This is a genomic window from Acinetobacter sp. YH01025 (assembly GCF_013420185.1).
Taxonomy (GTDB): domain Bacteria; phylum Pseudomonadota; class Gammaproteobacteria; order Pseudomonadales; family Moraxellaceae; genus Acinetobacter; species Acinetobacter indicus.
This window is the reverse complement of the sequence record NZ_VOYR01000004.1, coordinates 39038-63884: the sequence shown is the minus strand read 5'-3', so window position 1 is coordinate 63884 and position 24847 is coordinate 39038. Positions and strand designations below refer to the sequence as shown.

At 46.6% G+C, this 24847-nt stretch carries 23 protein-coding genes; 6 read left to right on the top strand and 17 right to left on the bottom strand.

The genetic code is table 11. The features are described 5' to 3' along the window. Positions 1-5: 5 nt before the first annotated feature. The 8 genes from msbA to FTT89_RS06035 all read right to left on the bottom strand — a co-directional run bounded on the left by msbA (position 6) and on the right by FTT89_RS06035 (position 6937). Positions 6-1730: a lipid A export permease/ATP-binding protein MsbA gene (gene msbA / locus FTT89_RS06070; protein WP_180006535.1), complete on the bottom strand. Its 1725-nt coding sequence runs from the start codon at positions 1728-1730 to the stop codon at positions 6-8. Continuing rightward, positions 1730-2152 (bottom strand): biopolymer transporter ExbD, encoded by a 423-nt coding sequence (locus FTT89_RS06065; RefSeq protein WP_005177483.1) that lies wholly within the window; start codon positions 2150-2152, stop codon positions 1730-1732. Before FTT89_RS06065 ends, msbA begins: the two co-directional genes overlap by 1 nt. Positions 2153-2160: 8 nt before the next feature. After that, on the bottom strand, positions 2161-2793 hold the full coding sequence (locus tag FTT89_RS06060) for a MotA/TolQ/ExbB proton channel family protein (RefSeq protein ID WP_005177480.1): 633 nt from the start codon (positions 2791-2793) through the stop codon (positions 2161-2163). Between the two features lie 31 nt (positions 2794-2824). Further along, positions 2825-3712, bottom strand: a complete 888-nt coding sequence (locus FTT89_RS06055; RefSeq protein WP_005177477.1) for a ParB/RepB/Spo0J family partition protein — start codon at positions 3710-3712, stop codon at positions 2825-2827. Further along, positions 3709-4491: a ParA family protein gene (locus tag FTT89_RS06050; protein ID WP_005177476.1), complete on the bottom strand. Its 783-nt coding sequence runs from the start codon at positions 4489-4491 to the stop codon at positions 3709-3711. The genes FTT89_RS06055 and FTT89_RS06050 overlap by 4 nt, the downstream gene beginning before the upstream one ends. Positions 4492-4515: 24 nt before the next feature. After that, positions 4516-5148: a 16S rRNA (guanine(527)-N(7))-methyltransferase RsmG gene (gene rsmG, locus FTT89_RS06045; protein ID WP_075166778.1), complete on the bottom strand. Its 633-nt coding sequence runs from the start codon at positions 5146-5148 to the stop codon at positions 4516-4518. Between the two features lie 86 nt (positions 5149-5234). Beyond that, a complete protein-coding gene (murU, locus tag FTT89_RS06040; RefSeq protein WP_180006536.1) occupies positions 5235-5924 on the bottom strand; it encodes an N-acetylmuramate alpha-1-phosphate uridylyltransferase MurU in 690 nt (229 codons plus the stop codon). Further along, complete coding sequence (locus FTT89_RS06035; RefSeq protein WP_005177470.1) at positions 5924-6937, bottom strand: aminoglycoside phosphotransferase family protein; 1014 nt, start codon at positions 6935-6937, stop codon at positions 5924-5926. Before FTT89_RS06035 ends, murU begins: the two co-directional genes overlap by 1 nt. Positions 6938-7057: 120 nt before the next feature. Here FTT89_RS06035 and FTT89_RS06030 point away from each other — a divergent pair, with 120 nt between their 5' ends. Then, complete coding sequence (locus tag FTT89_RS06030) at positions 7058-9523, top strand: LPS-assembly protein LptD (protein ID WP_180006537.1); 2466 nt, start codon at positions 7058-7060, stop codon at positions 9521-9523. Further along, positions 9523-10821, top strand: coding sequence for a peptidylprolyl isomerase (locus tag FTT89_RS06025; protein WP_016658233.1), 1299 nt, complete (start codon positions 9523-9525; stop codon positions 10819-10821). Before FTT89_RS06030 ends, FTT89_RS06025 begins: the two co-directional genes overlap by 1 nt. A gap of 132 nt (positions 10822-10953) precedes the next feature. Here the strand turns inward: FTT89_RS06025 and hfq are convergent, their stop codons facing one another. From hfq to tsaE, 4 genes are all read right to left on the bottom strand, one after another. Continuing rightward, positions 10954-11478, bottom strand: coding sequence for an RNA chaperone Hfq (hfq, locus tag FTT89_RS06020; RefSeq protein WP_180006538.1), 525 nt, complete (start codon positions 11476-11478; stop codon positions 10954-10956). Between the two features lie 92 nt (positions 11479-11570). Then, a complete protein-coding gene (miaA, locus tag FTT89_RS06015; RefSeq protein WP_005177459.1) occupies positions 11571-12515 on the bottom strand; it encodes a tRNA (adenosine(37)-N6)-dimethylallyltransferase MiaA in 945 nt (314 codons plus the stop codon). Positions 12516-12521: 6 nt separating this feature from the next. Continuing rightward, positions 12522-14504, bottom strand: coding sequence for a DNA mismatch repair endonuclease MutL (gene mutL / locus FTT89_RS06010; protein ID WP_180006539.1), 1983 nt, complete (start codon positions 14502-14504; stop codon positions 12522-12524). After that, positions 14494-14973, bottom strand: coding sequence for a tRNA (adenosine(37)-N6)-threonylcarbamoyltransferase complex ATPase subunit type 1 TsaE (tsaE, locus tag FTT89_RS06005; protein WP_075166770.1), 480 nt, complete (start codon positions 14971-14973; stop codon positions 14494-14496). The genes mutL and tsaE overlap by 11 nt, the downstream gene beginning before the upstream one ends. Before the next feature lie 128 nt (positions 14974-15101). Here tsaE and FTT89_RS06000 point away from each other — a divergent pair, with 128 nt between their 5' ends. The 3 genes from FTT89_RS06000 to FTT89_RS05990 all read left to right on the top strand — a co-directional run bounded on the left by FTT89_RS06000 (position 15102) and on the right by FTT89_RS05990 (position 16988). After that, positions 15102-16004 (top strand): RluA family pseudouridine synthase, encoded by a 903-nt coding sequence (locus FTT89_RS06000; RefSeq protein WP_016658238.1) that lies wholly within the window; start codon positions 15102-15104, stop codon positions 16002-16004. A 112-nt stretch (positions 16005-16116) separates the two neighbouring features. Further along, entirely contained in the window at positions 16117-16452 is a 336-nt protein-coding gene (locus tag FTT89_RS05995; protein WP_005177448.1) for a type II toxin-antitoxin system RelB/DinJ family antitoxin, read from the top strand. Positions 16453-16544: 92 nt separating this feature from the next. Further along, on the top strand, positions 16545-16988 hold the full coding sequence (locus FTT89_RS05990; RefSeq protein ID WP_005177446.1) for a GNAT family N-acetyltransferase: 444 nt from the start codon (positions 16545-16547) through the stop codon (positions 16986-16988). A gap of 21 nt (positions 16989-17009) precedes the next feature. On the opposite strand, the gene FTT89_RS05985 is transcribed toward FTT89_RS05990, so the two are convergent. Continuing rightward, entirely contained in the window at positions 17010-17720 is a 711-nt protein-coding gene (locus FTT89_RS05985) for a pseudouridine synthase (protein WP_180006540.1), read from the bottom strand. A gap of 151 nt (positions 17721-17871) precedes the next feature. On the opposite strand from FTT89_RS05985, the gene FTT89_RS05980 reads away from it, so the two are divergent. Beyond that, positions 17872-18324 carry a DUF441 domain-containing protein gene (locus FTT89_RS05980; RefSeq protein WP_034597660.1) on the top strand — a complete coding sequence of 151 codons (453 nt, stop codon included), beginning with the start codon at positions 17872-17874 and terminating at the stop codon, positions 18322-18324. A 43-nt stretch (positions 18325-18367) separates the two neighbouring features. On the opposite strand, the gene FTT89_RS05975 is transcribed toward FTT89_RS05980, so the two are convergent. The 4 genes from FTT89_RS05975 to FTT89_RS05960 all read right to left on the bottom strand — a co-directional run bounded on the left by FTT89_RS05975 (position 18368) and on the right by FTT89_RS05960 (position 24717). After that, the gene (locus tag FTT89_RS05975) at positions 18368-19549 is read right to left on the bottom strand and encodes a CynX/NimT family MFS transporter (protein WP_228289040.1); all 1182 of its coding nucleotides are present in this window, start codon (positions 19547-19549) and stop codon (positions 18368-18370) included. Positions 19550-19722: 173 nt separating this feature from the next. Then, positions 19723-20643 carry a LysR family transcriptional regulator gene (locus FTT89_RS05970; protein ID WP_005177438.1) on the bottom strand — a complete coding sequence of 307 codons (921 nt, stop codon included), beginning with the start codon at positions 20641-20643 and terminating at the stop codon, positions 19723-19725. A gap of 252 nt (positions 20644-20895) precedes the next feature. Continuing rightward, a complete protein-coding gene (locus tag FTT89_RS05965; RefSeq protein WP_104484300.1) occupies positions 20896-22611 on the bottom strand; it encodes an AAA family ATPase in 1716 nt (571 codons plus the stop codon). A gap of 87 nt (positions 22612-22698) precedes the next feature. Further along, entirely contained in the window at positions 22699-24717 is a 2019-nt protein-coding gene (locus FTT89_RS05960) for a hypothetical protein (protein WP_180172768.1), read from the bottom strand. Between the last annotated feature and the right edge of the window lie 130 nt (positions 24718-24847).

Genomic DNA, 24847 nt, shown 5'->3' with positions numbered 1-24847 from the left:
GCTGATTATTCCTCGAAATTGCGCTGATGCAACTGATAATAAGCACCCTGCTGATTTAACAGTTCCTGATGGGTACCCTGTTCAATAATACGCCCTTGATCCATCACAACAATACGGTCGGCATTTTCGATGGTAGATAAACGGTGTGCAATGACAATGGTGGTACGATTCTGCATCGCTGCATCAAAGGCACGTTGAATAAAGTATTCAGATTCATTGTCTAATGCACTGGTCGCTTCATCCAGAATCAGGATCGGTGCATTTTTCAAAATAGCACGGGCAATCGCGATACGCTGACGCTGACCACCGGACAGGTTTAAACCCTGCGCACCGAGTGGTGTGTCATAGCCTTGTGGTAAGGCCATAATAAAATCATGCGCATACGCCGCTTTAGCCGCCGCGATAATCTCTTCATCCGAGGCACCTTCCAGCTGACCATACGCAATATTTTCACGCACGGTACGATTAAATAGCACCACCTGCTGATTGACCATGGCAATTTGGGTACGCAGGCTATTCAGTTCAATCTGATGAATATCCAGCCCATCCAGCTTAATCTGGCCTGAAGATAATTCCTGAAAACGCACCAGCAAATTAACCAGTGAGCTTTTGCCCGCCCCTGAACGTCCGACCAGTGCCACGGTTTCACCGGCTTTAACATTCAGGCTAAAGTCATGAATGGCATGATGGCCATCGGCATAGACCAGATTGGCCTGATCAAATTCAATATTGCCTTTTAAGGCTGGAGTTAAGGTACCAGTATTTTTTTCTTCCGGCATATCCAGCAGTTCAAATACTGAATGCGCCGCCGCCATACCGCGTTGCAGTTTTTCGTTGATATCGGTTAGCGCTTTAATTGGCTTGCTCAGCATACCAGCGGCAGTAATATAGGCCACAAATTCACCAGCTGAGGTGTCACGTAAAATTTCCGGGCGCAGCGCAATCCAGATCACGATGGAGAGTGCAATCGACATGATCAACTGTACCACCGGGCTGTTGAGCTGCTGCACAGCTACCATTTTCAGGCCGCGGCGCAAGTTTTCCAGTGAGTTCTGTTTAAAGCGTTCCTGCTCGTATTGATGACCGGCAAAACCTTTCACCACCAGATTGCCGTTTACAGTTTCCTGCACCACGTGGTTCACATCACCCATGGTATCCTGCACCTGAATTGACAGCTTACGCATACGCTTGGCGGCTTTCCGGATTAACAGGCCAATCAGCGGGGCAAAAATCAGGATACAGATGGTCAAACGCCAGTTGCTATAAAACAGGTAACCAAGCAAGGCGATGGTAATTAAACCCTGTTGCAGCAAGGTACGTAAAGATTCGGTGGAGGCCGCTGTCAGTTGCTCCACGTTATACATGATTTTGGCAGTAATGTGGCCACTGGTATTGTCCAGATAATACTGCGACGGTAAGCGCAGCAATTTGGCAAATACTTCCTGACGCACATTAAACACCAGATTACGTGAAATGACCGCGGTATAGTAGCCGCCCAGAAACAGGCCGACACCACGGAAAAACATCAGCAACACCACCAGAAAAGGAAACAGGTGGGTGAAGGTGTAGTCTTTTTCCTGAATTGCCGTAATAATTTTTTCCAGCAACTTGGCCACTGAAACTTCAGTCGCCGCATTGATGGCAAAACCCACCACAACCAGAATTGCGATTCCCCAGAAAGGTTTTAAATAACCGAGTAGACGCAGGTAGACTTTATAATCCGGATTCACTAATAGCCTCGAGTTGGTACTTTCGTACTGATGTTAATGTTGACGAAACCCAGTTGTCCCGCAACATCCATGACACGAATCACATCCTGATGAGAAGCTTTCGCGTCTGCCGCAATGATAAACATTAAATCACGTCGATCATTGGAAATTTGTTTAATTGCTGTATTTAAATCAGCAACTTCCTTGCTGGAAAGCGCCTGCCCGTTGACCGAATAATGCCCGGAAGCATCGACCACCACCTCGACTTTCTGGTCATAGGCTTTCGGTGGCACCCCTTGCGCTTCCGGCAAGGTCAGGTTCATCCGGCTAAACTGGTTAAAACTGGTGGACAGTAACAAGAACACCAGAATAAACAGCAAACAGTCAATCATTGGTGTCAGGTTAATATGAATATCTTCCACTTGCGAGCGTTTGAATTTCATAGGTCACCTTAGCCTGCTTTTTTAATGTCTTCATCAACAATCTGGGTTTGATGAAACAGCGCAGCATGAAACAATGTCGCCTGCTGTTCCAGCTCGGCCACATATTCCTGTACCAGACGCTGGAAATAACGGTAAGCAAATAAAGCCGGCACTGCAATCAGCATACCCGCTGCGGTGGTAATCAGTGCTTTGGAAATCCCCGGAATCATTAAAGTCGGATTGCTTGAACTGATATCAATCATCAGGAAAGATTCAATAATCCCCAGAACGGTCCCCAATAAGCCCAGCAACGGCGCCACAGCACTTAAAGTCCCGAGGAAATTAATATTTTTTTCCAGATAGCCAATTTCCTGAGAGGCTGTCGCTTCCATCTGCGCACGCGCAAACTGTTCAGACTGGTGTTTATTTTGCGCACCAGCCATAAAGATTCGGCCCAAAGTACTGTGCTGTAAATTTTCCGATTGCTGCAACTGCTGTAACACGCCTTGCACCGGCTGTCCGGTTTGTAATTGCAAGGCTTTCGGCACCACACCGGCACGCTTAAGACGTAAAAAACGTTCAATACTGATGGCCAGCGTAAACACAGAGCACAACAGTAACGGCAGCATCAGCCAGCCGCCTGCTTTTACCAATTCCCACATTCGATTTTCCCCAATAAATCTACAATAAAAATTAATCAGCCAAGCAGATATTTAAAATACCATCTAGTTCTTCTAAGGAGTGATAGCTGATCACCAGCTTCCCCTTACCCTGCTTGTTATGATCAATTTTGACATTAGCACTGAAACGCTCTGACAGACGTTGTGTCAGTTGCTGAATATCCGGTGCCGGTTCTGCTTTTGGTTTTTCTGTTTTTGGTGCGCTCCAGTCACGCACCAGCTGTTCGGTCTGACGGACCGACAAACTCTTTTCAATCACCAGTTCAGCCACTTTCAGCTGATCTTTGGCTTTTAAGGTCAAAATGGCGCGCGCATGGCCCATATCCAGCAGCCCTTGCTGCATCAGGTCTTTAACTTCTTCAGTTAAAGTCAACAAACGCAACAGGTTACTGACCGTAGTTCGTGCCTTACCGACGGTGTCGGCAATTTCCTGATGGCTCAGACCAAACTCGTCATGGAAGCGCTGCAAGGCCATGGCCTGATCAATCGGATTCAGATCCTGACGCTGAATATTTTCAATTAAAGCCAGTGCAATCGCCACCTGATCGGTCAGGTCACGGACAATTGCCGGAACTTCGGTGAGTCCCGCCAGCTGTGCGGCACGCCAGCGACGTTCACCAGCAATAATTTCATACGGATGCTGTTCGTCATCAATCGGACGAATCACAATCGGTTGCATGACCCCGTGTTTTTCAATCGAGGCGGCAAGTTCCTGTAAGTCCTGTTCATGGATAAAACGGCGTGGCTGATATTCACCCCGTTTTAATAAATGCACATCAATCTGTTTTAGCTGACCATGATCCAAAGACTGGGCTTCAAGTTGTAATTTTTCTTTCTGGATCGACCCAAGTAAGGCATCCAAACCACGACCTTTGGCGAGTCCGCGTTTTTTTATGGTCATGCTTTACTTCCTTTTTTCACTTTGCTTTTCTTTAACATTTCAGCTGCCAGATTCAGGTAAGCAACTGCACCCTTTGAACTTTTCTCAAAATAAATTACAGGCAAACCATGCGCCGGTGCTTCGGCCAGACGCACATTACGTGGAATCACGGTGTCATACAGTTTTTTGCCAAAATACTGCTGCAGCTCTTCAGACACATCACGGGTTAATGCATTACGCGCATCGTACATGGTCCGCAGCACGCCAATAATTTCCAGCTCTGGATTTAAAGCCTGCTGAATCCGGTCGATGGTCTGGGTTAAATCGGCCAGACCTTCCAGCGCATAGTATTCACATTGCATTGGAATCATCACGCCCTGTACCGCAGCCAGCGCATTCACGGTAATTAAGCTTAAGCTTGGCGCACAATCGACAATAATGTAGTCAAAACTTTTTTCAATTTCGCCCAGTGCATCACGCAGAATAAACTCGCGCCCTTCCTGCTCGGCAATAGCCAGTTCCACACCGGACAAATCACGGTTTGCACCTAAAACCTTATAACCCACTTCCGATTTGGTAATGGCCGTTTCAATTGGCACTTCGCCCAGCAACACATCGGTAATGGAATATAGAAGGTCGTTTTTTTGGATACCAGAACCCATCGTGGCATTTCCCTGTGAATCCATATCCACAAGTAAAACGCGCTTTTTCAAAACAGCTAACGATGCTGCCAAATTTACTGCGGTTGTAGTTTTACCGACACCACCTTTCTGGTTCGCAATCGCAATAATTTGTGCCATGGTAACCCCAATCCTTAGAATGAATTAAATATGTTTTAATAAAAGTAGATGACGCTGTTCGTCCAGACGTGGAACTTTTAGCTCGATAATTTCACAGCTGAACTCATCTTTCAATGCTTCAACCTCATCGGCCGGAATCAGACCTTTCATGGAAGCAATAATACTCTGTCCATGCATAAACGGTTTTGATGCCGCCACAAAATCGGTCAGAGATGCAAAGGCACGGCTGGTGATGACATCAAACTGGCCTAACTCACGGATACTGTCTTCATTTTCGACTCGGGTTTGGACCGCCACCACGTTTTGCAGTTTCAGATCGGCAATAAACTGCTTCAAGAAACGGATTTTTTTGCCATTCGAGTCCAGCAACACGCACTGACGTTCCGGCTGACATAAGGCAATGATCATGCCCGGCATACCGCCACCGGTACCAATGTCCAGCAAACGGCCGGCAGGTAAATCTTTGAGAATACTCAGGCTGTCGAGCAAATGCTTGACCAGCATTTCTTTCGGATCACGAATTGCGGTCAAGTTATACGCTTTGTTCCATAGCACCAAAGCATCTTGATATTGGAGTAATAAATTTAAAGTCTCATCGCTGAGCTCTAAACCCAAGGCCTGACTACCCTGCTTGAGTTCCTGAAAAAACGTATGCATAAACAATGAACGTCTCGAAAAAGTTAGCTGAAAGTATACCGATTTATCTGCCAAGTCACAGCAGCGAGTGCTTAGTGAATATGCACTTAAGCGTACACACCTTGCTGAATTTGTTGATCCAGTGCATTTAATCGCTCAGGAGTGCCAACATCTACCCAGACACCCTGCAATTTGCTGGCGGCAATTTTTTCATTCTGCATGGCCTGTTTCAATAACGGTGCCAGTGGACGCTTGCCACCTTCCAGGCCCTGAAACATCTGCGGATCAATCACGGCAATACCGCTATAGGTCAGATTTTCACCGGATTTTTCCTGATCAAAGGTATAGGCTTTTTGTTCCGATAAGGTGAAATCGCCTTGCGGATGCTGCGCCGGATTCTCCACCAGCACCAGATGCGCCAGCTGTTCCTGTAGTTGTACCGACAATAATGGCGCAAAATCCATGGTGGTCCAGACATCGCCATTGACCAGAATAAAGGGCTCATTGCCGAGCAGCGGCAGCGCGTTAATAATCCCGCCTGCGGTTTCCAGACCTTCGCCTTCATGCGACCAGAGAATATTAACGCCAAACTGGCTGCCATCCCCCAAAGCCTGAGCCAGTTTTTCACCCAGCCAGGCGGTATTGATCACAATTTCGGTTACGCCAATGCGCTGCAGTTTTTCGATATGCCAAACAATCAGCGGCTTACCGCCCACTTCCAGCAAGGGTTTAGGCGTATGCAAGGTTAAAGGACGCATCCGGTTACCTAAACCGGCAGCAAGAATCATGGCTTTCATCAGGCAGCTACCTCATAACGACCATATTTGGCTTCAAATGCCGGCATAACTTTTTCACGAATAAACTGCATAAAAGGCTGCAATTCGGCATAAGGCTGCGATTCTTCCAGTAGATACCACATCACGCGCGGCAAATCTTTTAAGTAACCCGATTTGCCATCACGCTCGAACAGGCGCACAAAAATACCCAGAATCTTGATATGACGCTGAATCGCCATCAGGTCGGCGTCTTTCTTGAACTGCTCAAAATCACGCTCCTGCTTGGCGCTTTCTGGCAACAAATCATAAAAGGTTTTAAACCAGCGATAGACACGATCTGCATTCCACTGCACATAGGCATCGCGGGTAATTGAAATCAGATCATAGGTATCGGCGCCAATTACCGCATCCTGAAAATCAATCACCCCAAGTTCGGTTTCACCTGCAATTTTCATCAGGTTCCGGCTGTGAAAATCACGATGTACAATCACTTGTGGCTGAGCCAAAGCCGCATTGGCCAGAATGGCAAAGGTACGCTTGATTAACGCGCTCTCTTCTGCGGTTGGCTGAATCTGTAATGAGGGCAACATCCAGTCGGTGAGCAGCTCCATTTCACTGATCAGTTTTTCATAGGAATAGTCCGGGAAATGGCCTTCGCCAGCAATGGACTGCAATTGGATCAGCTGCTTAAAGCTTTGTGCATAGTAGTCATCGACAGTCTGTTCATTTAACAGGGTCGAGAGCAATACATCACCAAAATCTTCCAGTAGCAAAAAGCCCTGCTGCAGATCTTTGGCGATGATATGCGGCACGCGTACACCATGCGCATCAAAAAATTCATCAATCGTCACAAAAGGACCACAATCTTCTTTTTCTGGTGGTGCATCCATCAGCATAAATGTTTTATTATTCAATTTGATTCGTGCATAACGACGGAAGCTTGCATCGCCTGCTAAAAAATGAGTTTCAAATTGATCTGAACCGAGTACAGATGTAATCCATGTTTGTATCAATTGTTCACGTTGTGTATTCATTTGCAATAAATTCTAATACAGGCTGAGTTTTTAAAGTGCTAAGTGTAGCTACTTCTGCGCTTTTTCTCTATGATGCGACAATAATTAATTGCGATTAAGCACTCTTGGTTAATGAGACAAATGAAGCATCAGTTTAAATTTAATCCTTTAGCGACTGCGATCTTGACCCTGTTATGTGGACACGCGATGAGCAGTCATGCAGAGACCACAGAGCCCGCTTCATCCATCACCAATCAACAACTCAAACAGAGCATTCAGGATGCTTATCCGGGCCAGTCGTTTTTTGAACAGTATTATGTCGATAAAACCGCGCCGGAAGCCCAGCAGCGTTTTGGCCAAGAGCTGAGTTCAGCCTATTGTCAAGGCGCCTGGGTCACGCCAATTAGCCCGGACACCGTGGCCGTTGCTGCTGAAGAAGCCACCTCGACCGTTACCGCTGATTATGGTCACTATAATCCTAATGGGGATTCGGTTTTAGAAGGCAATGTGGTAATTGACCAGCAAGGCCGCCAGATTCGTGCCGATAAAATTACCATTGACCAGACCCAGACCTATGCCAGTGCCGAAGGCCGGGTACAAATGGCGCAAGCCGGTTTACTGGCGCAAAGCGACCAGATCAATTACAACCTGAAAACCCAGCAAGGCGATTTACACAACAGCTTCTATATTGCAGAAGAACAGCACGCACATGGCATGGCGGAAAAGATTGCCCGCCCTTCAACCAATACCTTGGTATTGAACAATGCCACCTATAGCACCTGCCCGCCTGAACAGGCACCGACTTGGAAAATTCAGGCCGATGAAATCAAGCTAAATCAGGAAACCGGTCGCGGTGAAACCCGTGGCACCAAACTGTATGTAAAAGATGTGCCGGTGCTGGCAGTGCCATATTTTAACTTCCCGATTGATGACCGTCGTACTACCGGTATTTTGACCCCGAGTTTTGGCTTTACCAATGATGGTGGAGTTGAACTGGCGGTACCGGTCTACCTGAACCTGGCTCCAAACTATGATGCCACCGTGACACCACGCTATATTGGTGACCGTGGCCCGATGCTGGAAGGTGAATTCCGCTATCTGACCGAGAATTTTGGTCAGGGTCAGATCTGGGGCGGCTACCTGGCCTCTGACAATAAATACAATGATGAAGATCGTAAGGATTTTCACTTTCTGCATAACTGGCAGATTAACGAGCAGTTCAATACCAATCTGGAATATAACTACGCTTCAGATAAAGACTATTTTGCTGACTTAAACAACAACCCGAACTCCAGAACCGACCTGAACTTACGCCGCGCCTGGGAACTAAATTATCGCAATGGCATTCCGGGTTTAAGAGCGCAGCTAAAAGTTGAAGATTTCCAGACGCTGGACCCAACTATTCCAGATGAAGACCGTCCGTATGCGCGTTTACCACAGTTCTTATTGAACTATAAAACTGGTAATCCGCAAGGTTTCCAGATCGAGTTTAACCACGACACGGCTTACTTCAAGAAAGATATTAACAATCTGGAAGCCAGTGCCACTGACCTGAACAGCTATGAACCAAGTGGTACCCGTATCTATAACGATTTTAAAGTACGTTATAACTACCGCAACCCATGGTCTTTTGTGATTCCAGAAGTATCGCTTCGCAACGTCAACACCTTCTTTGACAAAGACACCCAAAATGCGCTGAATCAGTTTGATTCGTCTAGCGAAACCAAATCGGTGACGGTGCCGCAGTTTACCCTGGACGCCGGTCTGACCTTTGAAAAAGAAGGTCGCTTCCTGCAAACCATTACCCCGCGCGCCTTCTATGCCTATGCGCCGTATCAGAAGCAGGATGGTCATCCAAATTTTGATTCAGCCACTGCTTCCATTAATTATGACCAGCTGTTTAGCCCATACCGTTTCTACGGCCATGACCGCCTGGAAGACAACAACTTCCTGTCGCTTGGTTTAAGCTACAGCCTGTTTGATGAAGTAGGTTTAGAGCGGATTCGCGCCAGCCTGGGTCAAAGCTTCTTCTTTGAAGATCGTCGTGTGACCCTGGAAAATACTGCAGACAGCTTTGATACCGAAAGCCGCACCGGCCCGGTAGTGAGTCTGGCCAGCCAGTTAACCGAAAACCTGAATATTGGTGCCAATGCAGCCTGGATGTCAAACGGTGACAATGCCCAGCGCGATCTGCACCTGTTCTATACCGGTGAACAAGGCAATTTATACAATGTCGGCTATATTAACCGTCGTCATATTCCAAACCGTCAGGATCATTATGATCAGGTGGTGGCCTCGTTCATTCAACCGGTCTACAACAACTGGCGTATTCTGGGTCATGCCCAATACGATTTGGACAATAGCGTCGCCCGTGAATATTTACTCGGTGTGAACTATGAATCCTGCTGCTGGGGCATCTCGGTCTACGGCCGCTCTTATTATAATGATCTGGATGATGTCTCCGATCACAACGTCAAGCCGAAACGCGCCATCATGGCCGAATTAAACCTGAAAGGCCTCGGCAGTTTCAACAATAAACTTGCATCTTTACTTGAAAACCGTATTTTAGGGTTTAATAGAACTAATCAAACTTGGACACAACGTTAATGAAGACACCACAGTTAAAACAATTTTTTAAAGCCACTGCCTTAGCTTTATGTATTTCTTCAGCTGCACCTGCTTTTGCACAAACTGTAGATCAGGTCGTGGCCGTGGTGGATAACAGTGTCATCCTACAAAGTGATTTAGCGCAAACCGCTGCTGAAATGCAGCAACAATTACAGGCACAGAACAAAACCGTGCCACCGGCTCAATATCTACAACAACAGGCCTTAGAACAACTGATCGTGCGTCAGGCACAGCTGGAACAGGTCAAACGCTATAACATCAAGCCTGATGAAAAAGCCTTAAATGAAGCGGTGATGCGTGTGGCCCAACAAAATGGCAGCAAAAGTCTGGAAGATTTCCAGCAGAAAGTCGACCGTATTGCACCGGGGACCTATGCCTCTTTACGCAACCGTATTGCTGAAGATTTGGCAATTAACCGTCTGCGTCAGCAAGTCGTGATGTCGCGAATTAAAATTAGCGATCAGGATGTCGATAACTTCCTGAAAACCCCGCAAGGTCAGGCCGCTTTAGGCAGTCAGGCGCATGTGTTGCATGTGCGCGTATCCGGTGAAAATGCACAGGCCACCGCGGAACAGGTTAAAACTGCACTGAATAACAGCAATGACCTCAATGCCATTAACAAGCAGTTCAGCACAGCTGCCACCAAAGTTGAATCGGCTGATATGGGTTTCCGCAGCCTTTCTGAAATTCCGGCTGAACTGGCTGCACGTGTAAGTGCACTTGACGTCGGTCAGACCACTGAGCTGATTGCAGTCAATGATGGTATTCATGTGCTGAAACTGGTCGATCGTAAAGCCGGTGAACAGCGCGCGCTGGTCCCACAATATCAAACCCGTCATATTCTGATTCAGCCAACAGAAGTGGTGAGCCCAGAAAATGCCAAGCACATGATTGACAGTTTGTATAACCGCCTCAAAGCCGGTGAAGATTTTGCAGTGTTGGCCGGTACTTTCTCAACCGATACCGGTTCTGCCCGTGATGGCGGTAGCCTGGGCTGGGTTAGCCCTGGAGTGATGGTGCCTGAATTTGAACAGCAAATGAAAAGCACCCCGGTAGGTGAAATCAGCCAGCCATTTCAAACCCAGTTTGGCTGGCATATTCTACAGGTGACAGATACCCGCCAGCAGGACATGACCCGCGAATACCAGGAACGTATGGCACGCCAGATTCTAGGTGAACGTCAGTTTGATACCGAACTGGACAGCTGGTTACGTGAAATTCGCAGCAATGCCTTTGTCGATATTAAAGATCCAAACCTGGACCGTAAAAATAACTAGGTCTTAAAAAATGAAAAACCAGTGCCTGCACTGGTTTTTTTAATTCTGGCTTTTCACCTCGCCATCAATAGCAATAAAAAAACCGCTGAATTCAGCGGTTTTTTATAAGAGGACTTAAGCCATTAATATTGATTAACGGTTGTTGTCATCTTCTTGAGAATCTTCAAATTTAGAGTCGTTGTCAAAACCAGAAGCTTGACCACCGAAGCCAGCGCCTTGACCACCGAAGCCACCTTGACCGCCGAAGCCGCCGCCTTGACCACCGAAGCCGCCGCCTTGACCACCGAAGCCGCCGCCTTGACCACCGAAGCCACCTTGACCACCGAAGCCGCCGCCTTGACCACCGAAGCTGCCTTGACCACCAAAGCCACCACCTTGTCCGCCGCCGAAGCCACCACCTTGACCACCGAAGCCACCAGCACCTTGAGCACCAGCAGGTGCACCAGCAGGACGTGGATTACGTGCAGGTACAACTGTAGAAATCGCGTGTTTGTAAACCATTTGGCTTACTGTATTTTTTAATAGCACCACATACTGGTCAAAAGATTCGATATGACCCTGTAATTTAATACCGTTTACAAGGAAAATAGAAACTGGAATACGTTCTTTACGGAGAGAATTCAAGAACGGATCTTGTAAAGTTTGACCTTTAGACATGTTATAACTCCAAAAATAATTAAAAATCAGCGCAAAAACTATCTTTATTTTTCAATTAAAATTTATAAAAAAGACAGTTCATAAATTTTGCTTTATCCGTAACAGTTTCGCAAGTCTTCTTGAGCCTGCTTTATCGTAAAATATGTTTGAATTTTATGCGATTCCTGCAACGATCTGAGCCAAGTATATTGACGTTTTGCAAGTTGTCGTGTTGCAAATAGGGCCTTATCCTCCATTTCCTGCTTTTTATTGAGACTTTTATCACTTTTCTTTAGAAATTCTAAAGCTTGTCGGTATCCAACAGAGCGCATAGAGGGTAAATTCTCATCTAAATCGTATTTTTCAATAAGCCTTTCTACTTCATTCAAAAAACCCATTGACCACATTATTTCTAATCGTTTTTCTATACGTTGATGTAATTCTACCCGATCTGGCAGCAAGGCGTGATTATGAAAAGTGTAACGATATGGTACATTTTTGGGCTGTTCTGCTTGTAGTTTGGTAATAGGTTGACCGGTTAACTTGAACACTTCCAAGGCCCGGATAATCCGTTGCTTATCGCTGACTTTAAATTTCTGTCCGGCTAAAGCATCTACCGTGCACAATTCGGCATACACCGCTTCCCAGCCTTCACGTGCAGCCTTATCTTCAATTTCAGCGCGCACCGCATAATCTGCACTTGGCAAATTACTGGACAACCCTTCCAGCAAGGCCTTGAAATACAGCATAGTTCCGCCCACCAGAATCGGGGTTTTGCCACGCGCATGCATATCATCAATTAAAGCACAGGCATCTTCTACAAACTGCGCAGCAGAATACACCTCTAAAGGGGTAATAATATCAATCAGATGATGCGGATAACGCGCCTGCTCGGCTTTGCTTGGTTTGGCGGTGCCAATGTCCATATCCTGATACACCAAAGCGGAATCGACTGAAATCAGCTCAAAATGCCCCAGTTCATAGAGTTCACACGCCAAAGCAGTTTTACCGCTTGCAGTAGGTCCCATTAAATTGATGACCGGCAATTGATTTGACATGTACCACTACTCTCCTCGAGCAAAAAGTTTATCTAATTGAGCCAATGGAAAGGCACGCCAGGTCGGGCGGCCATGATTACATTGGCTGGCAAATTCGGTTTGTTCCATCTGGCGCAGCAAGGCGTTCATTTCAGACAGGCTCAGCATACGATGCGCACGCACGGCACCATGACAGGCCATGCCGGCCAGAATCTGGTCACGTTTTTGTAGCAGCGCTTGTGCTTCATCGGCCGGGTCCAGATCATTCAACAATTCAGGAATCAGCGCATCAAAATTGGCCTTATGCAAAATCGCCGGCACCCCACGCACAATCACCTGCTCATCACCATATTGATCCAGATCCAGCCCTAAACGTGCCAGCTGCGGTTTTAGCTCTTCAATCCGCATCGCCTGCATCCGGCTAATGCTAATCACTTTAGGAATTAGCAGCTGCTGTGAGGTCCAGAATTCCGGCTTATCCCAAGCCGATTTCATTTGCTGTAATAAAATCCGCTCATGTGCCGCGTGCATATCGACAATAATCAAGCCTTCGGTATTTTGCGCCAGAATGTAAATTCCATGTAACTGGGCGATGGCAATCCCAAGCGGATGTTCATCTACCGGAGCTGGCTGCGTCTCACCTGCGGCCGACTGTGGGCTGGACAATGCAGATTCATCCAGCTCACGTAACGGTGCCAGATAGCTTTTTAGCGCATTGTTCAGCTGCTGTGAACCGGTATAGGCATTGCTATAACCGGTATTCTGGCCACTGGCCATTTTCTGGCCTTGTGGTAGTGCATAATCCACACTTTGCGGGCGAGCATCGCTAAAATCTGTCAGTAATTCTGGTGCCGCCTGATTAGATACTGGCACGATGGCTTCGGCTGCTTTATGCAGCTGGAACTGTTCCTGATAACGTGGCTGCGCCGCAAACACCGGCTCCGGGGTTTCAGTTTTCATGGCCGTGGCCAAGTCGGCACTGGCGGTTTGGAACTGTGCTAGGGTTTCTTTGCCATAATGACGCACAAACTCATGCACTTCACGCTGGTTTAAAAAGCGGATTTCATGCTTGGTTGGATGCACATTGACATCAATATTTTCAGGTTCAACTTCCAGAAACAGCAAATACGCCGCATGCTGATGACCATGCAAAATACCATCATAGGCCATGCGCAGCGCATGTGAGATGGTCTTGTCTTTAACAATCCGGCCATTTACATAGACATATTGTAAATCGGCCTGTGCCCGCGCATCGGAAGGATGGCCCAACCAGCCCGACAGACGCATGCTGATACTATCGGCATCAATCCAGTAAGCATTTTCGGTAAACTGTCGTCCCAGCAATTGCTGTACACGCTGAAAACGCAGCTCGCCGCTGTCAGCAACCGGCAGGTTCAGCTTGATGCTGTTATTATGTTCCAGCACAAAACGGATATCAAAATGCGTCAGTGCCAGACGGCGCACAATTTCTTCAATATGGCCAAATTCGGTACCCGGCTTTTTTAAAAATTTACGGCGTGCCGGCACATTAAAAAACAGATCCTGCACCCGAATATGGGTTCCTTTCGACGCAGCCACCGGCACAATCTCCTGATAATCAAAAGCCGTGCCATTCACTTCAACCTGATAGCCCACCCCTTCATCTGTCTGGCTGCTGATCAGGCTTAAACGCGATACTGCGGCAATGGACGCCAGCGCTTCACCGCGAAAACCGAGGCTGACAATGGCATGCAAGTCATCGGCAGTTTGAATTTTACTGGTGGCATGACGCATCACTGCCAAGGGCAGATCTTCAGGATGAATGCCGCGCCCATTGTCAATAATTTCAATCAGGGTACTGCCGCCCTGTTCCACCCGGATAATCAGTTCGGTCGCACCGGCATCAATCGCATTTTCTAATAATTCTTTGACCACAGAAGCCGGACGCTCAATAACTTCTCCGGCGGCAATCTGGTTAGCCAGTGCCGGATCAAGCGCGCGGATACGACGTGTACTTAAATCAGCCGACATGGGTAAAATTCTGCTCCAGAGCGTGTTGCAAAGCGGCAGAAGACGAGTTGAGAGTTGCGGTGCGGCTCAGTTCATCTTCAGACTTTAGAATATTAATAATCAGGTCCGGTGCTGGAATTTCATCCCCACCTTTTGATGGCCATTCAAATAAAAATAAGGCGTTTGCTGTATCCAGATAATCACGGATGCCCATCAGCTCCAGTTCATACGGGTCATTCAGGCGATACAGGTCAAAGTGGAAAATATCCTGACCATTGACCTGATACGGCTCCACCAGGGTATAGGTCGGACTTTTTACCGATCCCTGATGACCTAAGCTTTGTAACAGATAACGGGTTAGCGTGGTTTTCCCTGCGCCCAAATCCCCAATCAGATAAATCACCCCGCGCGGGAAATGCGCCGCCAAAACCTGAGCCAGATTTTGGGTCTCTTGTTCATTGTTCAGGTTCAGACAAAATGAATACTGCATAATACTCGCGACATGATTCAAAACAGCAATTATGATAGCATCGCAGCCGTTTAAAAGCCTATTCGACTGCGTCAGAATCTGTATTTTTTCACAGCATTTGTTACCTAATTTGAGATGTGCACCCGTTCATGAGCTCCACTGCCGATTTTATTCCCCCGATGATTAATGGTGTTAGCGCCAGCAAAGTTTACTTGCAGCCATCATCGGCAAGTACAGTGTATGCCTACCTGTGCCAGCAGTTTCCGCATATTTCTGCAGCTGAATGGCTGTCGCGCTTTCAGGATGGTCTGGTCTATGATGCACATGGTCAGCGTCTAAACACAGACAGTCCCTTTCAGGCACATACACACTGTTTTTACTATCGTTTTTTAGCCCATGAAGTAACAGTACCGTTTCAACACCAGATTTTATTTGAAAATGAAGATTTGCTGGTGGTAGATAAACCGCATTTTCTGACCATGAGCCCAACCGGACAATATGTGCAGCAAACCTTACTGGTGCGTTTGAAACAGCAAACTGGCAATGAACAGCTGACCCCGATTCACCGTTTAGACCGGGAAACTGCCGGCGTGGTGCTATTTTCCAAACAGCCGGCCAGTCGTGGTCTTTATCAGCAAATGTTTGCCGAACGTCAGGTCCGCAAGACCTATCATGCGATTGCACCTTTTCGTGCCGATTTAAGTTTTCCTTGCACCACCCGTTACCGCATGGAAAAAGGTCAGCCGTTTTATACCATGCAGGTGGTGGATGGAGTACCCAACAGCGAAACCGATATTGAGCTGTTAGCGCATAACGGTCATTTGGCAAAGTATTTGCTTAAACCTGTCACCGGTAAGCAGCATCAATTGCGGGTGCATTTAAATCAGCTTGGAATTGCCATTTTAAACGATCCATTTTATCCGCAGGTGCAGCATAAAACGGAAGATGATTTTTCTGCGCCTTTACAGCTTCTGGCCAAAGATATTTGCTTTCAGGACCCAATCAGCAAAGCAGCAATGGCGTTTAGCTCCCAATTTGACCTGACACTGTAATCTAATTGTCATTACATTTATTTCAATTTTTCCTGTGTATGAATATTGAAATTACAAATGGTTAGATTAAAATGTGTCTACACAGTTAAGTGCACTTAAATTAATTAAAATCATGAGAAAAACTGAAGTTTATCAAATTCGCCTGGATTCTCAGGAAAAGAAACAGGCTTTTGCCGTGTTTAAACAGTTGGGGATTACACCGGCACAAGCGGTTCGTCTGTTCTTTAAACAGGTCGTTCTGACCAAATCTATTCCTTTTTCTATCGAAAACCAGAATATTAATCTGGAGCAGCTGATCAAGTTAAGAAAGCTCAAGCAAGAACAGCAAAATACTCAGGCCACACCAACACCTGCGCCCGTCAGCACCGACACTTCCCCACTGGACGATGAAGATCTGGACCTGTTTGCCGAATTAAATGCCCTCTTGGGTGAAACTGACAAAAGTTAACAGTGTTGTATTTATAAACAATATTTTAATTTAATCTGCTAAAAACTTGGTTATGCTGCATAGACAACAATAAGATATGCAGGGAGTCATGGATGATTGTCAGACGCGCAACCGTAGCAGATCTCGAGCAGCTGGCCGTATTATTTGATGAATATCGTCAATTTTATGGTGCATCTTCTAACCTGAAGCTTTCACACCAGTTTTTACAACAGCGTTTTGAAAATCATGAAAGCGTGATTTTTATTCATGTGAAAGATGAGGTGATTACCGGTTTTATCCTGCTGTATTTAGGCTTTTCTTCGGTGGCCTGTACCACCTATTATATTCTGGATGATGTCTATGTGACGCCGGTCTATCGTCGTCAAGGCTCGGCCAAACAGCTGATTGATACCGCAATTCATTTTGCCCGTCATAACAATGCACTACGGATTAGTCTGCAAACCCAGAACAACAACTATCAATCGCATCAACTGTATGAACAGATGGGCTTTATTAAAGACAATGAGTTTCAGACCTACCACTGTTTCTTAAAATAGCCCAATCTATTAAAAGCCGGTTTAATCCTGCATCCGGGTACGCGCCTGCTGTACCTGGGCGTCATCTAAATAGATCCACTGCCCCAACTCGAGTTCTGGCAGGTTTAAAGCGCCAATTTGCTGACGATGCAGCTTTTCCACCTTATTGCCAACTGCTGCCAGCATCCGCTTTACCTGATGATAGACACCCTGATGAATGGTCATTTCCAGCTCGTGCTCGGCCAGACGGCAAATATCGGTGGCAGCAAAAATGCCGCTTTCATTGCGCAGTTCGACTCCATCTGCCAGTTGCTGGATTTGCGCATCTGTGACCGGATCTGCGGTGTACATGCGATAGACTTTGGCCACATACTTTTTCGGATGGGTCAGCGCCTGTAAAAACTGGCCATCATCAGTTAGCAATAACAAACCGGTGGTGTCCTGATCTAAACGTCCCACACATTGCAGGCCACGGTTCAGCAAAATATCGTCAAACAGATCAAACACACTAAAATGATGGGTGGCCTGATGTGAACACTCATAACCTTGCGGTTTGTTTAACGCGATATAGACCTTCTCCCGATAGGTATAGTCCTGCCCATAGACCGAAAATTTTAAACCCTGCAACTGCAGTTTCTGTTTGGGTTGGGTGATGACTTCACCCTCAATGGCAATCGCACCATTTTGAATCAGCTGCTGGCAGTGTTTGCGTGAACCAAAGCCTTGCGATTGCAACATTTTTTCTAAAGTCATCGAATTACCTGTGGAGTGAAAGCTGTATCAATATGGAAGATGGCGTATTTTATACTGAAACCGCGCTGGAGTTGGAATCTATCAGCAGGCCCCGCTGAAAAAGGCTACAATAATGGCCTCTTTTTCTCCCATGCCACCGTGTTCAGCCTGTATGTCACACCTCGATTTAAACCTGATTGTTCTGCTTATTTTATTGGCCTGCGGTATTTTTAGTCACAATACTGCCGTCACCATTGCCGCCGCGGTGTTAATCGTGTTTCGCATCACACCACTGGAAGTATATTTTCCGCTCTTGCAACAGCATGGTTTAAATATTGGCATTATCATTTTGACCATTGGCGTACTAACGCCCATTGCCAGCGGTAAAATCCCCGGTGATGAAATCCTGAAATCATTTATGCACTGGAAATCCATACTCGCGATTGGCATAGGCCTGTTTGTGGCCTGGCTCGGTGCACGTGGGGTACAGCTGATGAGCCATCAACCGAATATTGTCGCTGGCCTGCTGATTGGTACGGTTGCCGGTGTGGCCTTGCTGCGCGGTGTGCCGGTCGGACCATTAATTGCCGCCGGCATTTTATCGTTATTGATTGGTTCTAAATAGCCGCTTCATACAGACACGGCTTTAAAGAGATACGGATACACGATTAGGCACGTACATCGGCCTGAAACAGCTTTTGGCATAATAGCCAGCCCATTGCCGAGAACGCAGCCATCACAATACCGACCCAGAACCAGTCTCCGGTGGCAGAAACAATCGCAGCAATTGCTGGTGGCAACAGAAACTGCGATGTCGCTGAGCACTGTAAAATCATGCCAATGGTCGCACTAATGGCCACCGGACTAGGCGCAAAACGCAAGGCTTGAGCAAAGACCACCGCGGCGACCAGACCACCAAATAACGAAAAGCTAAACACGCAGGCAAACTGCAGTAAAAATGGTAACTGGGCCTGAAAGATATAGAAACTTAAGGCACACAGCATCAAGATGATAAAACCGGTTTGGACTAAAGTTTTAGGCAGCAAACCGCGCTGCAACATGATGCCGCAGGCAAAGGTCCCGACTGCATTGGCAATCGCCACCGAGGCAGTTAATGCGCCTGCCAGCGTCAAGGAAATCTCGTTTTGCTGATAAATCGTCGGTAAGAAACCGACCAGACTAAACCATTGTCCGGCATAGGTGCCGAACATCAATGCCAGCATCCACGCTGGTGGATGTTTGAGCGTGGTTTTGATCAGCTGAAACACTTCAATTTTCTGGGTTGATTGTTGCGGTTTCGGCACTCGGGTGGCGACCAGCGCAAACAGGTTTAAGGTCAATAGTGTTAGCGTCAGCCATACCCCTTGCCAGCCCATCATGGTGATTAGCCACGGCGTCAGTAATAAGGAAATCCCCATGCCGCCGCCCATATAGGCACTCCACAAGCCCATTTTGGCGGAAATTTCTTCTGCCGGCACCAGCTGGCGAATATAGGCCGGACCACTTAAGGTCACCAGTAAAAAGCCAAATCCTTCCACTACCCGCAGCAGCAGCAAACTGCTGACGCTTTGGCTAAGCCCACCGAGCAAACTGGCTGCGCTTAGTAAGCCCAGTCCAAGCAAGACACAGCGTTTCAGTCCAATTTTTTCGACATAACTGCCCAAGGTCAGTGCAAACAGCATACCAGCCCCTTGCACCAGCGACAGCAACAAACCAGCTTGTACCAGCCCGATCCCCAGTTCCTGCTGTAATACCGGCACCGCTGGCGGTAATTTACCGACATGCATCGCCGCGACAAAACCTGCACAAATAATCCAAATATCCCTGCTGAACCATTGTACTTTGGACATACCCTTACTCACTTCAATCTTGTGACTTGAGCTTATCAAGTTCAGTAACTGTCATTTATTGAAAAAACATCTCAGCTTATGTTTTTCCTAAATAAATGGCGTAGCTGGCAGATGATTCAACGACCTGAATCCTCACCATTATTTACTCAAAAATTACGCTATTTGTGCGGATGTTATTGTGCATAGTAATGACTACGCTTTTGCGAAAATTTTTCCAGCTGTTTCAGGAAGCCTTCAAAATAGCTTTTTTCTTTTTCTTCACTGCGATAGCCAGCATACAGCGTGCGGCGTAGTCCTTCTGCCGAAACACAATGCAGACGGCGTGAAGTGACCCAACCTTTTTGTTCATATTCATTTACCACCCAGTCCGGTAAGGCCGCCACACCCCGACCGCTGGCCACCAGCTGGATTAACATCTGGGTTAAATCTGTGGTGCGAATGGCTTTCGGATAGATATTGGCCGGAATAAACAGCTTGGCCATAATATCCAGGCGGTGTTTATCCACCGGATAGGTAATTAAAGTTTCTTCGGCCAGGTCCTGCACCGAAATGTCCGCAGCACGTACCAATGGATGGGTATTGGACAGCACCAGACGCGACTCATATTCAAAAATCGGGAAATACTCGATGCCTTTTAAGGCAATCGGGTCAGCAGTAATCAGCAAATCAAATTCGGCATGTTGTAATAATTCATGCGGATTGGCTTCAAAACCGGAAGCAAAGTCCAAATCAACATCGGGATATTGCTGGCGGTACTGATTTAACAGCGGCATCAGCCAGTCAAAACAGCTATGACATTCCGAAGAAAAAATAATCCGGCCGGTTTGCCCATGCACAATCCGGGTAATATCGGTTTGGGCAATCTGGATCTGCGGCAAAATATCATCTGCCAGTTTCAGTAAACGCTGCCCCACATTGGAAAACGTCACCGGACGCGAGCGACGATTAACCACTTCCACCCCATACCAGTGATCCAGCTCTTTCAACTGATGGGAAATGGCAGATGGGGTCAGGCATAAATCATTGGCCGCGGCCACCAGTGAACCATGTTCGCGTAAGGCCAATAAGGTTTTTAAATGACGAATTTCAAGCATGGGAAATGAAGTATCTCAAAATCAGGAGATGCACTGCGCTGAATGCAATGTCGCCTTAAAAATAAAAATATGAATTAAATTCATCTTAGCATAAATTCCATGAGTTGGTTTCATTATTCTAAATAAGGCAGCTGTTAAGAGATGACGCTGTTTTTAAGCAAGATGAAGATGAGTTGAAATACGTCTAAATAACGAATAAGCATAAAAAAGAGCATCTTTAAGATGCTCTTTTATTACGGAAGGATGAAAAGTTTATTCTACATATAGCAAGGCCAGACGCACCTGATCATAGCCCATGCGCGGACTGGTCAGCTCGACAATCGGACGCAGCTTGATCGTGCCATCATCATTAAAATGATCACTTTGCTGACGTTTTTGCAGGCGTTTATAAATTTTGCGGATTTGCTCCACCACTTCCTCACCCGGATGCGCCACCGAAATATCCAGTCCCTGTTCCTTATGCAAACGCGCCAGATGGTTAATAATCGTCGCTGGAGTCAGGCCACGTTCATGGGCAATATCTTCAATCTCATAACCTTCTTCAAACAAGGCCCGGGTTTCATCTAGCGTTGCCGAGGCATAATTCTGCTTACCGCCACTGCGTGCGATTTTCCGTTCATTGCGTTCAATTTCAACCTCATTCAAGGTGCCGCCACAATGCCGGATGAAGGCTTTATGCTGTGCGGTCAGGTCAATTTCGGCAAAATTCTGTTCTGCTTCATCTGACAGTTCCTGAAAACGGCGATCGGCTTTAATTGCCAGACTGTCCAGCTCCAGCGCCTGCTCGTTAAAGCCCAATAAACGCAGGCCATCTAGAGTTTTTAAACGTGACAGTGCCACATAGCCCTGACCTTTTTCAAAGGTATGGCTCAGGTTAATTTCTGCCGCTTCTAAAGTCATGCCTTGTGATTTATGAATGGTAATTGCCCAGGCCAGACGCAACGGAATTTGCTGGAAACTGGCAATGGTTTTTCCGGCTTCATTGTCAATCGACCAGGTTTCTGGTTCGACCAGCAGCACCGTGCCATCAGTCAGTTTGACTTTCGGCAGGCAGCCATATTCATCATCTTCTTCAAAGCCAATCACCTCGCCCAGACTGCCGTTGATATAACCCATATCAAAGTTGTTTTTAACAAACATCACTTTGGCATGTTTTTTCAGGGTCAAGGTTTCAGGCGCACGCACCGAAGATTTTAAGGTTTCAATCAGTTTGTCATTCCCATCACAGCTGGCATCGAACTGGCGACTTTCAGCATCAATTTCATTTAAATGCTTAAAGTTAATGGTATCGACATCCATATTGTGAGTATATAAACGGGTAAAGGTGTCGCCAATATCCTGCTGACGGGTATTTTGCAGCGCCTGCAGATGCTGCGGGCCAATATCCTGACGACGAATCGCATTGAGAATATCGTTTAAAAAGTCATTGCCCTGACGATGCTGCTCGGTCAAATAGCAGACCCGGAATTTGGCCTCGACCCAGGCCTCCGACATAAAGCAGAATTTATCGCGATTACGTTCATCATTTCTGCCCACCGGCGGCAACTGGAAGAAATCACCGGCGACAATCACCTGAATACCACCAAAGGCTTCATCGCTTTCCTTAAAATATTTCAGTACCTGATTGACCAGATTCAACTGCTTGGCATGCAGCATCGAAATTTCGTCAATAATCAAGACCTGCGCATTTTCCAGATGTTCTTTCAGATATTTGCGCTCTTTCATATTTTTCAGGTCGGCATCAGACAAGACATCTTTAATACCAATGCCGGCCCAGGTGTGAATGGTCATACCATTCATATGTGTGGCGGCAATTCCGGTCGAGGCCGTAATCGCCACCGGCACTTTACGTGCTTTTAAATAGTTGATGTACTGATTGAGCGTATAGGTTTTCCCTGCACCGGCCGAGCCTGTTAAAAATACATTTTCGCCCGCTTTTAAGAGTTTGAGTGCAGTTTCCTGTTTCATAAGACCTATACCGTAGATGAACGGCTATAGCCTACCCATTTTTCAGCAAAAAGTTAAGGCAAAAACCACATCTGGCGACATCACTTGTCATAAAGTTCCGGCAGATGGGTCCTGTTTTAAGCGGCTGTTCAGCCATTGAATAAACTGTTCCGCAATATTGACCAGCAACTGTTCGGCTTTATGATTGTTCGGATATTCCAGCTGATCAAAGCGCAGCTGTCCATCGAGCAGATGACAACCCAGCGTTAAGGACTGGCGATAACACGGCGATGACATATGAAAAGCCACATATTCGCCTTCAATAATTTTCTGGCTATAACTCACCGCCAGACAATGATGAAAACTGCGCGACTCCTGAATAATCCGCTCCAGACTGTTCAATTCCTCAAAGCACCAGCCCAGATACTGGGTTCTGCCTTGTAGCGATACGGGCGGCCAGTGGCTGACGTTTAACTGTTTTTTCAGCTTGGCCAGAATTTCGGCTTTATGTACTTCATGATGCCAGCGCACCGCGCGCTGAAAAATACTGCTCCAGCTGACATTTTTCGGGGTGTAATTTTTTTCATTAAAATAATCGACCAGATAATCGCGCACATAAGCATCAAACACCGATTCACGCACCGGCCCGGCCTTTAAATAAAACAGCTGCCGAAATTGTTCCAGCGTCAGCTGATGACGGCGTAAACAGTGCATAAAGTCACGCGATTGCTGACTCTCCGGATGAATAAACTGTATTAATTCAGACGGCAGTTCCGCCGTGACCTTATGCAGATGCAGCATATAGGCCTGCATCACCCGGCTTAAGCGGGCATAGACCTGTTTCACCTGCAGTTCATCCTGCGCCGCAACAATCGCCAGCAAATTCATCCATTCATCTAAATACAAAATAGACGGGCTGATGCTAATTCGCGGGTCTTCCAGTGACTGGCGCTGGCCTTTTTGCACCACCCGGGAATTATGCTGATGTTCAAACCATTGATGTCGCAGCGCAAAATGATCACAGCTCTGAATAAACAGCCGCGCCGAGGCATACTGGAAATACTGCAAGGTGGCCAGAATAATGCGTGGATGAATCTGGCTGCAATCAACAAAACTTAGCGCCACCACCGCCACACGGACACTGGAATGATGAATATTGTCACTGAGCCAGTCCAGCACCAGTTTCGATTGCCGAAACAGCCAGTTGACTGCGCGTGGATAATCAAACAGTGGCAAACGCGCAACTTTGGTCTGCCAGATGCGGGTATTTTTTTCCAGAAAATGCCGTTTGGCCAGAATATTATCTTCGGCCCAGACCGCGCGGTTCATAATCCGGACAAAGCCTAATAAATGACTCTGCTCTACCGCGTGTCGATACAACAGCCGAATATCGTCCTGATGATCGATTAAATCCTGTAAATTAAATCGCTCTGGAAATGAGATACTTAAAATACGATACATGGCTTTAGGTAGAAATTCTGCTGCACTAAAACAAAAATCATCATAACTTTGCATCAGTGCTTGCACTGGCAAAAAGGTTTCACCCTCTACAAATTCCAAAGCGCATAGTGTCGATAAAGCAGTTAAAACATCTTCAGGAATCGGCTGCCCTTGCTGCACAAATTTGGTCAATACTGGTTGATACTGATCGTCTACCTGCATTAATGCCTGATCTAAAATTTGCGCCTGCATAGCATCTAAATGCAACAACAATTGCTTAACCCGTGCTGCACCATCTACCCAAAGATAAACTTGCTGCAGAATCAATTGCCGCAATTGCTGCGCCTGCTTACGCAAAAATAAGGAATGCTGCGGTTTTAAATCCCCTGTCAAAAAATGCAGATCATGTAAGAAAAAATCTTCAAACGCTTCTTGCTGTTGCCGCGCAAATTCAAAGTGGGTTTCTATTAAATTTGTATGCGATTTTGGCGAATAAAATTCAAGGCTAAACAGACCATTCAACAATTCGACCCGATGCTGCAAAGGATCAATTCGAAACATATTTTGTGCTGTAAAATGCCCAACCAGATCCATTTGATCTTGATAGATTTCTGCGGCCACACTGGAAATACGAACCAATTGCTGTGCAACGGCATGCAACTGGCTATGCTGGCGACTTGGCTGCATATACGCTCCTCATGCTTAAGTGCGGTCTATCTAAGTGTCATCTTATTTTTATTTGATTACACCGAATAGACCCATCACGTGATACATCCCTATTTTTTGTTTTTTATTTCCCATCTGCAAAAAGTGGACA